This window comes from Staphylococcus sp. HMSC055A09 (assembly GCF_001809655.1).
Taxonomy (GTDB): Bacteria; Bacillota; Bacilli; order Staphylococcales; family Staphylococcaceae; genus Staphylococcus; species Staphylococcus capitis.
Genome location: NZ_KV798353.1, coordinates 42,023 through 55,044, shown reverse-complemented (window position 1 = coordinate 55,044; position 13,022 = coordinate 42,023). Strand labels below are relative to the sequence as shown.

Below are 13,022 nucleotides of genomic sequence, written 5' to 3'. Positions count from 1 at the left end.
TAAAAGAGAATGTGTAGAGTAGGGTGTGGGTAGTTGCGATGAAACACGGTGATTTAAAAAACACTTACCTAAATATGTGTATTTAACACATACTCAGATAAGTGTTTAGAAGTTGTATGCTCATTTATAAATTAAATAAACGCGCAAAGAATCCTTTTTTCTCTTCTCTAGGTTGAGTGTTCATTTCGTTAGGTGAATGAGACGATGTTGTTGAGTTAGAGTTAATAGTAGATTCACTATGAGTTGACTCTGGTTGTTCTGAAGTACTTACAGTGGTACTTGGTGATTGAGAATTTGATGCACTTCCGTTTAATGAATTACTGCTTTCTGATTGAGATGTAGAGAGAGAGTCAGATGTGCTTGCGCTTTCACTTTTAGTAGATGATGTACTTTCAGAAATAACTTTCTCCTTATTCTCACTTAATGATGGTGAGGATACAGTTTCACTAGATTGCGTATTCGCCTTCTTGATTTCTTTTGCTTGTTTCTCTTGAGAAGATTGAATAGCTTCTTGTGAAGTTTGAATAGTTTTTAAAGATTCAGTGTTCGCATCAATTTTGTTTGTGATTTCAGTTTGTAAATCTTTAAGTTCTTGCTGTTGTTGATGAACTTGATTGATCATTTGGCCAAGCATTTGGCGTTCTTCGCGCATTTTTTGAATTTCGCTACGTAAATCTTCAACTAACTGCGCAACATTTTGGTCAGTAGGTAATTGGCTATCTTCATCTTTTACAATTACTTGTAAGAAATCTTTTTCTTTTTCAAGTTCATCAAATGCTAAATCATAGCTATTAGTTTGCTTTACTTTATCAGCGATATCTCTAAATAATTCAATATCTTCTTCTTTAAAATCTGTAGCTTCACGTCCACGATATTCAGTTTTACTAAGTTGATATCCACGTTCTTCTAAGTGTTGTACGATTTTACGGACTTGTTTTTCACTTAGTTCGACACGTTGTGCAAATTCTTTGGTTAACATTGAAAAAGTCCCTTCATATTTGGTTTATGTATAGTGACGTTTGTCTTCGGTCAGTGAAACGTCAGTCTTACCTCATATGATAGTTTACTCTTTCTCGCTTGTGATTTCAAGTTGTTCTATAGAGGGGTTCTTAAATTCATTTCTTCTAAAAGGGGATAAATAATATCGCGTGAAATTCCATTAGCGAAGACATATTTAAGAATGTAATTTGATTTAACACTCGTACCGTATATGTCTTTCGTGAGTTCGATATTGGCTTTAATAAATAAGTCAACTTTTTTAGATTCTTCATTCAAGGCGTAATTTGGATGAATGTAGTCAATTTCTTCTTGCTTTTCAAATTCATGTTCATAAAGAAATTGTCTTCGATGTTCAAGAATTTTATCAGTTTTATCATCAACAGTCTTTGGTTCTTTTGGAACTTCGAGCATAATAAAATTAATGTCTCTATCATGAACTTCGTTGGATAAAAGATTAAGTTGTTTTTCGACTTCCTCTAACGTTAAAGTAATGAGCTCGTCATGATTAGGTCCATCTTGGGCGATTAAATAGATTAGAAACGCGGCATTGGTTGTCGCTTCATAGTGAGCTGTAGCAAGGCTAACCACTTGGTCATGTTCTATACCTACAACGAATGCATAGTCATTTTCAGTTTTGTTATTTTCAAGTGAACGTTTAAATATAGAACTATCTTCACTTAAACTTATATCTAATTTTGCATCATATAATTGGAGTGCTTTTTCAAATAAAGGATCTTTAGCGGTTTGAATCGTTTTAAACTCCATAACACTGCCCCCATCAAATTTTATTTATTCTATTATAGGATAATTATAAGCTCTATTCACTGCCTGTGAGTGATTTATTTATAAAAAAGCACCACAAGGTCTACGATTTTTAACGTAAACATTGTGGTGACGTAAATTGAAACGTTCTAATTATAAGAACTTATGATTTAGGACCTTTTGATTCAGCAGCATAATGCGTAATATCTATCTCTTCATAAGCTGAATTATTCTCTTCAACTTCATCGTGAGAAGAACGATCACGATTTGCTACAAGTAATAATTTGTCATTTAAAATGTCGTTTTTATGTGATTCTAATTCATCTTCAGTTAAATTGTAACGAGAAAGAACAGCCTCTTCACCATCTTCGCCAGTTAATAAACGAGACATGCGATCACTAAATGAACCACTTGTGGCAATCATAGAGATTTGAGAATTGTGTAGGTCATCTAAGTGTAATTTACTTTTACTAATAACTGCTAATTCAGTTTCTAAATAGCCTTCAGATTTCTTTTGGTTAATGACATTATATAATTCACTTTTGTCATTTACTACAGTAATTTCTGCCATGGTTATCGCCCCTTCATCTTAAAACTTGCTTTACAAAGTTATACCCTTGTCCTTTTATATAAAACTTTTACATATATAATTATATAATTTTGATTTAGGTTTTTCCAATATGAATTAATAGTTGAAAATTAAAGCGATTTCACAATTAATTGTTGATATTGCAATCATTAACTTACCTCTAACCATATTGAAAATACACAAAAAGTTTGCTATTATCATTAAATAATTTATATGACTCATATAATCTAGAGAATATGGCTTTAGAAGTTTCTACCGTGTCGCCTCAAACGACATGACTATGAGTAACAATACAATACATTAAGAGCAGTTTAGATCGTAAAACAACACAAAGTAAAACGTTTTTGATATGTCTTATAGCTATGAAGTGAGTATTTGTACATAAATACCTTTAGCGCAATTGTAATTAAGCTTTATCAAATTTTAATAAACGTTTTTAGGACTAATTTTGCGTAACTTCTTCTTATTTTTGCTTTAATGCAAAGTATTGCATGTTCACTCGTAGATCCTGAAACTATTAAATTTTAGTTTGAGGATTTTTTTATATCTAATTTATTCAAATTATTAATTATTTGAGGAGGTTTTTTGAGTGGAGTCGTTAGGACGTAAAGTCAAAGAAGACGGTGTAGTCATCGATGAGAAGATTTTAAAGGTGGATGGATTTCTAAACCACCAAATTGATGCAACGCTAATGAATGAAGTAGGTCAGACATTTTATGACGCGTATAAAGACGCAGGAATAACAAAGATTTTAACTATTGAAGCGTCCGGTATAGCCCCTGCTATTATGGCGGCATTCCATTTTGATGTTCCTTGTCTATTCGCAAAAAAAGCTAAACCTAGTACTTTGAAAGATGGATTTTATAGCACAGAGATTCATTCATTTACTAAAAACAAGACAAGCACAGTTATTGTCTCTGAAGAATTTCTTGGAGAGGGCGACAAAGTTCTTATTATTGATGACTTCCTTGCAAATGGAGACGCATCATTAGGTCTTAATGATATCGTGCAACAAGCTAAAGCAACAACTGTAGGTATTGGTATTGTGGTTGAAAAAAGTTTCCAAGACGGACGTCAACGACTTGAGAACGAAGGTCTAAATGTAACGTCGCTATGTAAAGTAGCTTCTTTAAAAGGTAATAAAGTGACGCTCTTAGGTGAGCAATAATGAAAAATTTCATTTTAAGTCTTCAACATCTCTTAGCTATGTACGCTGGAGCAATCTTAGTACCTATTATAGTCGGTACGAGTTTGAAGTTCTCCTCTGAACAGATTGCTTATTTAGTAACAGTTGATATTTTCATGTGTGGTGTAGCAACATTTTTACAAGCTAATAAAATAACAGGTACAGGATTACCTATTGTTTTAGGCTGTACATTTACAGCAGTCGCTCCGATGATTTTAATTGGGCAGACAAAAGGTTTAGGAGTACTTTATGGTTCATTATTTGTATCAGGAATTTTAGTTGTTATTATTGCACCATTCTTTTCCTATTTAGTTAAATTCTTTCCACCTGTAGTAACAGGAAGTGTAGTTACAATAATTGGAATTAATCTTATGCCTGTCGCAATGAATTATCTAGCAGGTGGAGAAGGTGCTAAAAATTATGGGGATCCTAAAAATCTAATTTTAGGTGGCGTGACTTTAATTATCATCTTGGTATTACAAAGATTTACTAAAGGTTTCCTAAAATCGATAGCTATTTTAATAGGTCTAGTTCTAGGTACAGCCTTGGCAGCAGTGTTTGGCCTTGTAGATATTAAACAAGTGGGAGATGCACACTGGGTAGGCTTACCTTTACCATTTAGATTCTCAGGTTTTGGCTTTGATCTAAGTTCGACACTTGTCTTCTTTATTGTAGCAATCGTAAGTTTAATTGAATCCACAGGTGTCTATCACGCACTTAGTGAGATAACTGGTAAAAAACTTGAGAGAAAAGATTTTCGTAAGGGTTACACTGCGGAAGGTCTAGCCATCATCTTAGGATCTGTATTTAATTCATTCCCATATACTGCTTATTCACAAAATGTTGGTCTTGTGTCACTATCAGGTGCGAAAAAGAACAACGTTATTTATGGGATGGTTATTTTACTACTCATTTGTGGTTGTATTCCTAAGTTAGGTGCATTAGCGAATATTATCCCACTCCCTGTATTAGGGGGAGCTATGATTGCCATGTTTGGAATGGTAATGGCGTATGGGGTAAGTATTTTAGGAAATATTAACTTTAATAATCAAAACAATCTATTAATCATTGCTGTATCTGTTGGTTTAGGAACAGGTATTAGTGCCGTTCCCCAAGCGTTCAAAAGCTTAGGAGATCAATTCGCTTGGTTAACTCAAAATGGAATTGTATTGGGTGCTATTTCGGCAATTATCTTAAATTTCTTTTTTAATGGTATAAACTATAAACAAAGTGATGAAAATGTGAAATAATGTAACTAATTATAAATAAAAATGGAGGCGGTTTTTAAATGTGGGAAAATAAGTTTGCTAAAGAATCTTTAACATTCGACGATGTATTACTCATTCCAGCTGAGTCAAATGTTTTACCAAGTGACGTAGATTTAAGCGTTGAATTATCAGATAAAATTAAATTAAACATTCCAGTAATTTCTGCAGGTATGGATACAGTAACAGAATCAAAAATGGCAATTGCAATGGCACGCCAAGGTGGATTAGGTGTTATTCATAAAAATATGGGCATTGAAGAACAAGCTGATGAAGTACAAAAAGTAAAACGTTCTGAAAATGGTGTCATCTCTAATCCTTTCTTCCTAACTCCTGATGAAAGTGTTTACGAAGCAGAAGCTTTAATGGGTAAATATCGCATTTCAGGTGTTCCAATTGTTGATAACGACTCTGACAGAAATTTAGTAGGCATCATTACTAACCGTGATCTACGTTTTATTGAAGATTTCTCAATTAAAATTTCAGATGTGATGACGAAAGAAGGTTTAATCACAGCTCCAGTAGGTACAACTTTAGATGAAGCAGAAGCAATTTTACAAGAACACAAAATTGAAAAGCTACCTTTAGTAGAAAATGGTAAATTGAAAGGTTTAATTACAATTAAAGATATTGAAAAAGTACTTGAATTCCCACATGCTGCTAAGGATGAATACGGTAGATTATTAGCAGCAGCTGCTATCGGTACGTCTAAAGATACTGAAATCCGCGCTCAAAAACTTGTTGAAGCGGGTGTCGATGCATTAATCATTGATACAGCGCACGGTCACTCTAAAGGTGTTATCGATCAAGTTAAACACATTAAAGACACGTATCCTGAGGTAACTGTTGTAGCTGGTAACGTTGCCACTGCTGAAGCTACACGTGCGTTATTTGAAGCAGGCGCTGACGTTGTTAAAGTAGGTATTGGACCTGGTTCTATTTGTACGACACGTGTTGTAGCAGGTGTTGGTGTTCCTCAAATTACTGCTGTATATGATTGCGCGACTGAAGCACGTAAACATGGCAAAGCTATTATTGCCGATGGTGGTATTAAATTCTCAGGAGATATTATCAAAGCATTAGCAGCAGGTGGACATGCCGTTATGTTAGGTAGCTTATTAGCTGGTACTGAAGAAAGCCCAGGTGCTACTGAAGTATTCCAAGGAAGACAATATAAAGTTTATCGTGGTATGGGCTCATTAGGTGCTATGGAAAAAGGTTCAAACGACCGTTACTTCCAAGAAGATAAAGCTCCTAGAAAATTTGTTCCAGAAGGTATTGAAGGACGTACAGCATACAAAGGTCCTTTACAAGACACTGTTTATCAACTTATGGGCGGTGTAAGAGCAGGTATGGGTTATACTGGTTCGAAAGACCTTAAAGCTCTACGTGAAGAAGCCCAATTTACTCGCATGGGACCTGCTGGTTTAGCGGAAAGTCACCCTCATAACGTTCAAATTACTAAAGAATCACCAAATTATTCTTTCTAATTAGGAATTGAAATACATTCATTATTTTAGAGATCGCTCTTCATGACTATGTTATATGTTAGCTTGAAATTCTTTTTCGGATAATCGGATGAAAAATGATAGCGAAGTATAGCACTGGGAGGAGCGTTTCTCTAAGTTTTATACATAAAAATCACAATAATAAAGGAGATTCGCAATTATGGAGATGGCGAAAGAGCAAGAATTAATTCTTGTCTTAGACTTTGGTAGCCAATACAATCAATTAATTACACGACGTATTCGTGAAATGGGCGTCTACAGTGAATTACATGATCATGAGATTTCAATTGAAGAAATCAAACGAATGAATCCTAAAGGAATTATACTTTCGGGTGGTCCTAATTCTGTATATGAAGAAGGTTCATTTACAATTGATCCTGAAATATATAATTTAGGTATCCCTGTATTAGGTATTTGCTACGGAATGCAATTAACGACAAAACTTCTAGGTGGTAAGGTAGAGCGTGCAAACGAGCGTGAATATGGAAAGGCTATTATCAATGCTAAATCTGATGAGTTATTCTTTGGACTACCTTCAGAACAAACTGTATGGATGAGCCACTCTGATAAAGTCATTGAGATTCCTGAAGGGTTTGAAGTGATTGCAGATAGTCCTAGTACAAACTATGCTGCGATTGAAGATAAATCACGTCGTATTTATGGCGTTCAGTTCCATCCAGAAGTACGTCATACTGAATATGGTAATGACTTATTAAGAAACTTCGTACGTCGCGTTTGTAATTGTACAGGCGAGTGGACAATGGAGAATTTCATTGAAATTGAAATAGAGAAGATTCGTGAACAAGTTGGCGACCGTAAAGTTTTATGTGCTATGAGTGGTGGCGTAGATTCATCAGTGGTAGCAGTGTTGTTACATAAAGCAATCGGCGATCAATTAACTTGTATATTTGTTGACCATGGTTTACTTCGAAAAGGTGAAGGCGATATGGTCATGGAGCAATTCGGTGAAGGCTTTGATATGAATATTATTCGTGTTAATGCGCAAGACCGTTTTATGGACAAGTTAAAAGGCGTGTCTGATCCAGAACAAAAACGTAAAATTATAGGTAATGAGTTTGTTTATGTTTTCGACGATGAAGCGGCTAAATTAACGGATGTAGATTTCTTAGCTCAAGGTACGCTTTATACTGATGTGATTGAGTCTGGTACTAAAACGGCTCAAACAATCAAATCTCACCATAACGTAGGTGGGTTACCTGAAGATATGGAATTTGAGCTTATCGAACCGATTAACACGTTATTTAAAGACGAAGTACGTGCTTTAGGTATTGAATTAGGCATTCCAGAGCACTTAGTTTGGAGACAGCCATTCCCAGGTCCCGGTTTAGGTATTCGTGTACTTGGAGAAATTACTGAAGATAAATTAGAAATTGTACGCGAATCTGATGCAATTTTACGTGAAGTTGTGCGAGAAGAAGGTCTTGAAAGAGATATCTGGCAATATTTCACAGTTTTACCTGGCATTCAATCGGTAGGTGTGATGGGTGACTATCGTACGTACGATCACACTGTAGGTATTCGTGCAGTGACATCCATTGATGGAATGACAAGTGACTTTGCTCGTATTGATTGGGAAGTTTTACAAAAGATCTCAAGTCGTATTGTAAATGAAGTTGACCACGTAAACCGCGTCGTCTATGACATTACTTCTAAGCCCCCAAGTACAATTGAATGGGAATAATGAAATAATCATACTAAGTAGGTTAGAGACATCATAACAATAGGGTCTCTAGCCTATTTATTTTTATATTGAATACGTTATGATTACGCATTTCTAAACCTTTAGCCATTGTGGTTAAAGGTTTTTTGGTGTGTTATTCACTTTAATAAACAGAAGGAAAGAAATGATGATTTATTAAGTTATAACTATTAGCCTACCGTTTTAACAATTTAACTTAAACCCACTCTGAAGTTTATTACCACTATTTATTTGCTTTGTATTATGAAATATAAAAAAATAAAAACTTTGTTGCATAAATATTTAAAGTATATGTATTTCTTTCTATATTTTTGTTTAATGAAGCTATCTTCTATTATTTTATTAATTTATATTTTCATCTTTATTGCAAAATTGCACTCGAAAAGTTAAAATTATTTTGGGATTGTGGGAAAAGGGGATTTATATAAAATTAAAATAATATGATTTTAGAGAAATTATCTTTTGTATAAGCAATGTATTTCTAGCTATCATTCTTTTAGAAAATCATGATTAATATATCAATATTTCCACTTGCACATTGAGAATTGAATATAAGGGGGATTCTATATGAACTATTATACTTATGTAGATAGAGAAAATTGTATTTCATGTGCTGCCTGTGGAGTAGCTGCTCCTAATTTATTTAAATATGATGTAGAAGATATTGCATATGCGTGCTTAGATAATAACCGCGGATGTGAATCGGTGCCATCTAATGAAATTGAACATTTGAAAAATGCACTTGAGGGATGTCCAACAGAATCAATTAAAATATCGCAACATCCTTTTAATGAAAAGGGTGAGTGATGAATATGAATAAAAATGGTTTTGGCAAGTTATTGTTAGAAGTTCAAAATAAAGTTAAGCGTTTAAAGAATCCATCTACAATTATTCGTACGCTTTTTACGTTAGATGGGAAAATAGCTGAATCTGTTGGAGTGAAAAGTCTCAATATAGAACAAAATGCTATTTATCAATGTTTAACCGAACATAATTCTAGAATCGTTTTTACTTCTGAGTTAGAAAATGTTGATGAAAATAGAATTTATTTCGGTATAACTGAATATGGAAGAATACTCTTGGGTGCGGATAACTTTTTTGATGATTATGCACTTGTATTAGGTTACTTCGTTGTAAATGAACAAGTGATAAAAATCATAAATGAAAAGATAAGAAAAGCGTTAGAGATAGAAGAAATATACAATAAAGAAGTAAAGAACTTTTTCAAAGGTAAAAGCAAAGATGAGATTAACGAAATAATAAAATTTATTAAGTTTAATATCTATCACATGGCACCCATATTGCTTTATGTTAAAGATAAAACTTTTAGTACATTTTATAATTATAATAATTTGATAAAAGAATTCGATGGAGATACAGAGGACTTTTTATTAAATGATTTGCCCTATAAAAGTGCTGAAAAATGGGATAAAGCAGAAAAAATTTTTGTTTTTAATATGTATCTATTACTTAAATCTGGACCTCCCTCACGTGGAGAGGAAGTAAATGGTATACATTTCTCGCTGTCATTTTTAAAAGATTATTTTAATGAAAAAATCAAAGAATATAGTCATATTTTGAAAAGAGAGACGAATAGTAGTCTTAGCCTAGAAAAACAAGCGGCACGTATATATTCGTTGAGAAAAGAAATTGAAAATAGCTATTTAATCTACAGGTATATCAATGGTCTGAATTTACATAAAGAGGAAAGATATATCGATAAAAGCGAACTAGCTAAACTAAATGACGGTAGCTTAAAAACTGATTTAGAAAAATTTACCTCAATTAAATTCAAAAAAGATTATTATCATTATTTTTGCCAAATTATAGAGAAAAATATTGATAAAGAACCATATCAAATGATTGAAAAAATTATGGATATGATTATCAATAAAGCAATTGACCGAACTTCATCCGATATAGGTATGGCTAGAGGTTTTAGAGCGCCACTCAAATTTTATGAAGCCCATCAAAAAGATAAGTTAGAAGAAATTTTTAACTGGGGACAAAATCAATATTTTTGTTGTGTTATCCCAAGTTCACTCATGAAAGATGCATTTCAAGATAATTCTAAAATATTAGCAGGAATACTTACCGCTATAAGTAAAAGAATGGAATATAACAGTTGGCATTATACCCCGGGAAATTTTTTGAATAATCAAACAAGGATCACTCGTCATTTTTATTTTCCACCTGTTATGGCTGACATAACTATGTGGAGTGATCAGCATCATAAAGGACATGTGTTCGCTAAAGTTAAACATGCCATACGTTGTCCGGGATTTATTGAAAATGGGGCAACAATATATAACGCATTTTTTGATCTAAGATTAATGAAGCAAAGCGGAAGTGATTACAGTAAGAATGACCTAGTCATCGCTATATATTATAAAGAAATATTGAAGTCATTATTTCAATCTTGGTTTGATATATGTAAAAAAACCAAGAAAGAAATAAATATCAATATTTATAGTAGAGAATGGTACCAAAATAAATATACTAAAGATAAAGTGGGTGGTTAGGATATGGAAACCTTATTGTTTATAAATATAAGAAGCCATAAGGTAGAAAGAGTTCAACCTATTATAGAAGCTAAAAATTTAGGGTATCGTGTTGCCTTAATGGCAGATAAAAATCCTAAGTTAATCGGAAAATTAGTAGATGAATTAATTATTATAGATTCTTATGATATTCAAAAAACGATTAATACAGTTATTGAATACAACAAAAATATAAAAATTAGTGGTGTTTTTACTTGGTCAGATAAAGATGTAGAGCTTGTGTCATTTTTAAACAAAGAATTGGGTTTGCCTGGTATTAATCCAGAAATAGTACAAAATGTGAGAAATAAATATTTTATGAGACAAGCTATGTCGAGTGTTAAGGGGCTTTGCCCAAATTTTCAAGAGGTTAAAAGCTTGAATGATTTAAAAGAGGCAGTAGCTAATATTGGAATGCCAGGTATATTAAAACCAGTTGGTGCCTCTGGTAGCAAAGGTATTTTTAAAATTGAAAGTAAAGCACATTTGGAAGATACTTTTAATTTATTATTGGATTCTACCTCCCCAAATAAAGATAAGGTTTATAGTTACTACCCTAATCTATATATTTATGAAGAATACATTGAAGGAGAAGAGTTCTCTGTCGAAGGTGTTGTGCAAAATAAAGAAGTATTTATTGCTGGAATTACTGATAAAAGGGTAACACCTAAATTTTCTTTAGAATATATTGCATTTTTCCCTTCTGATAAGCCTGAAAAGGTGAAAGATGAAATTAAAAAGAAAACGAAATTAGCGATTCAAAGTTTAAAAATTGATCACTGTGCATTTCATTTAGAAGGTCGGTTGACGGAATCTGGTTTTAAAGTGATAGAGATTGCAGCGAGACCAGCTGGTGGCTTCATAACGTCGCATCTTATTAGACTCTCTTCGGGTCACTCATTTATCGAAAAAATCATTGATGTTGCTATTGGAAATAATGTTAAAGATAGCTGGCCAGATTATGAAAATGGTAATAAAAAATTATGCTTTTATAGTATACGTGCACATCAAAGTGGACTGTTCAAAAAAATTGCAGGTCTAGATTTTATTATGGAAATTCCCGGAGTCATTGCCGTCATACCTTTGAAAGAAGAAGGCGATGAAGTCATTATGCCACCACAACATTTCTCTAGTTGCTTCATTGCAAATATTATTTTAGAAGGAGAAAGCACTGAAGATATTGAAAATACTATCGATGAAATCGAATCGTTTATAAAGGTTGAGATACAATGACTGTAATTATATTGTCTAGTACCGATGGAAACAAAACGCCTTACGATTTATGGTTTCCTAATGCTAAAGAAAATATTATTCTTTTTTGTCCAGTAGAAAAAGAACATACATTCAATTCACAGCATTTTTTATTAATTGAAGCATTTGAAAATTACATGGATAACGTGGAGGTTGAAACTAAAGCGATACAGCTAAGCAAAAAGTACAATATCACAAATGTATTATCCATATCGGAATTTGACGTTGTACGGAGTGCGCGGTTAAGAGAGATACTACATTGTCCCGGTCAGTTATTGATGAGTGCGGAATCATATAGAAATAAAATATTGATGAAACAATTACTATATGATTCATCTGTAAATATTCCTAAATTTGAAAAAGTAATTTCTAAAACACAAGTTGAAAAGTTTATTCAACAAACGAGCTATCCTGTGGTTTTAAAACCAATCTATGGTTCAGGATCCATGGATGTATATATTATTAAGAATCAACAAGACATAGACGCCTTTTTTGAAAAAAATCTAAATATAAATAATTATGAAATCGAAGAATTTATCAATGGAGAAATGTATCATGTTGATGGATTAATTCAAAATCATGAAGTCATCGTTTCTTATGTTTCTAAATACTATAAAGGCTGTTTAGAATTTCAAGAAAATCAACCTTTATCGAGTTTTATGATTGAAGAAAAAAATTCGATCAATAAAATTTTAAAAGCACAAGCTGAAAAAGTCATAGATATATTACCTAGCTTTCCAAACGGCTCATTTCATGCTGAATTTTTCGTAACTAACAGTGGCGAAGTTTATTTTTGTGAAATAGGCAGTAGAACTGGAGGCGCAGAAATAGGAAAAGTGATTCAAAATTCGACGTATATACACTTAAATAAAGAAAGTTTATATTTGCAAATGTTTGAGGAACATACTATTTCAATTCCACAAGAACCAGTTGAACGATACTCTGGTTTTGTTTTGATTCCACCTCAACGTGGCGTCTATAAAGGAATTAAGAAAAATTTAGATTTTGACTGGGTAGTAGCGACTAAAATTTTTGCTAAAAAAAATAAAACATATAACGATGCGCAATTAAGTGTTGATCATATCATATCTGTTGTAATAGAAGGCAACAGTGAAAATGAACTTATTTCTAGAATTAATATTGTCAATGAATGGTATGAAAAAAATGTTATATGGGAACATCATCAATAGAATAAAGGAGTT

General features: G+C 32.8%; 11 protein-coding genes and 1 riboswitch. Of the genes, 8 read left to right on the top strand and 3 right to left on the bottom strand.

Annotation, left to right across the window (positions count from 1 at the left end; genetic code table 11):
- Window positions 1–124: 124 nt before the first annotated feature.
- From HMPREF2642_RS01475 to HMPREF2642_RS01465, 3 genes are all read right to left on the bottom strand, one after another.
- Complete coding sequence (locus HMPREF2642_RS01475; RefSeq protein ID WP_030061279.1) at window positions 125–979, bottom strand: hypothetical protein; 855 nt, start codon at window positions 977–979, stop codon at window positions 125–127.
- 116 nt (window positions 980–1,095) lie between these two features.
- Window positions 1,096–1,764 carry a hypothetical protein gene (locus HMPREF2642_RS01470; RefSeq protein ID WP_023349907.1) on the bottom strand — a complete coding sequence of 223 codons (669 nt, stop codon included), beginning with the start codon at window positions 1,762–1,764 and terminating at the stop codon, window positions 1,096–1,098.
- A gap of 160 nt (window positions 1,765–1,924) precedes the next feature.
- Window positions 1,925–2,332, bottom strand: a complete 408-nt coding sequence (locus HMPREF2642_RS01465; protein WP_002434071.1) for a YflT domain-containing protein — start codon at window positions 2,330–2,332, stop codon at window positions 1,925–1,927.
- A 216-nt stretch (window positions 2,333–2,548) separates the two neighbouring features.
- A riboswitch (purine riboswitch) is annotated at window positions 2,549–2,651 on the top strand.
- Window positions 2,652–2,939: 288 nt separating this feature from the next.
- Here HMPREF2642_RS01465 and xpt point away from each other — a divergent pair.
- The 8 genes from xpt (at window position 2,940) to HMPREF2642_RS01425 (ending at window position 13,010) form a co-directional block, all read left to right on the top strand.
- On the top strand, window positions 2,940–3,518 hold the full coding sequence (xpt, locus tag HMPREF2642_RS01460) for a xanthine phosphoribosyltransferase (protein ID WP_002434618.1): 579 nt from the start codon (window positions 2,940–2,942) through the stop codon (window positions 3,516–3,518).
- Window positions 3,518–4,786: a xanthine permease PbuX gene (pbuX, locus tag HMPREF2642_RS01455; protein ID WP_030061278.1), complete on the top strand. Its 1,269-nt coding sequence runs from the start codon at window positions 3,518–3,520 to the stop codon at window positions 4,784–4,786. The genes xpt and pbuX overlap by 1 nt, the downstream gene beginning before the upstream one ends.
- Before the next feature lie 38 nt (window positions 4,787–4,824).
- Window positions 4,825–6,291, top strand: a complete 1,467-nt coding sequence (gene guaB / locus HMPREF2642_RS01450) for an IMP dehydrogenase (RefSeq protein ID WP_030061277.1) — start codon at window positions 4,825–4,827, stop codon at window positions 6,289–6,291.
- 178 nt (window positions 6,292–6,469) lie between these two features.
- Window positions 6,470–8,011: a glutamine-hydrolyzing GMP synthase gene (gene guaA, locus HMPREF2642_RS01445; RefSeq protein ID WP_023349905.1), complete on the top strand. Its 1,542-nt coding sequence runs from the start codon at window positions 6,470–6,472 to the stop codon at window positions 8,009–8,011.
- Between the two features lie 585 nt (window positions 8,012–8,596).
- Entirely contained in the window at window positions 8,597–8,836 is a 240-nt protein-coding gene (locus HMPREF2642_RS01440; RefSeq protein WP_002434152.1) for a ferredoxin, read from the top strand.
- A gap of 5 nt (window positions 8,837–8,841) precedes the next feature.
- Complete coding sequence (locus HMPREF2642_RS01435) at window positions 8,842–10,551, top strand: hypothetical protein (protein ID WP_070474361.1); 1,710 nt, start codon at window positions 8,842–8,844, stop codon at window positions 10,549–10,551.
- Window positions 10,552–10,554: 3 nt separating this feature from the next.
- Window positions 10,555–11,802, top strand: coding sequence for an ATP-grasp domain-containing protein (locus tag HMPREF2642_RS01430; RefSeq protein ID WP_070597583.1), 1,248 nt, complete (start codon window positions 10,555–10,557; stop codon window positions 11,800–11,802).
- Entirely contained in the window at window positions 11,799–13,010 is a 1,212-nt protein-coding gene (locus HMPREF2642_RS01425) for an ATP-grasp domain-containing protein (protein ID WP_023349899.1), read from the top strand. The genes HMPREF2642_RS01430 and HMPREF2642_RS01425 overlap by 4 nt, the downstream gene beginning before the upstream one ends.
- The last annotated feature ends 12 nt before the right edge of the window (window positions 13,011–13,022 follow it).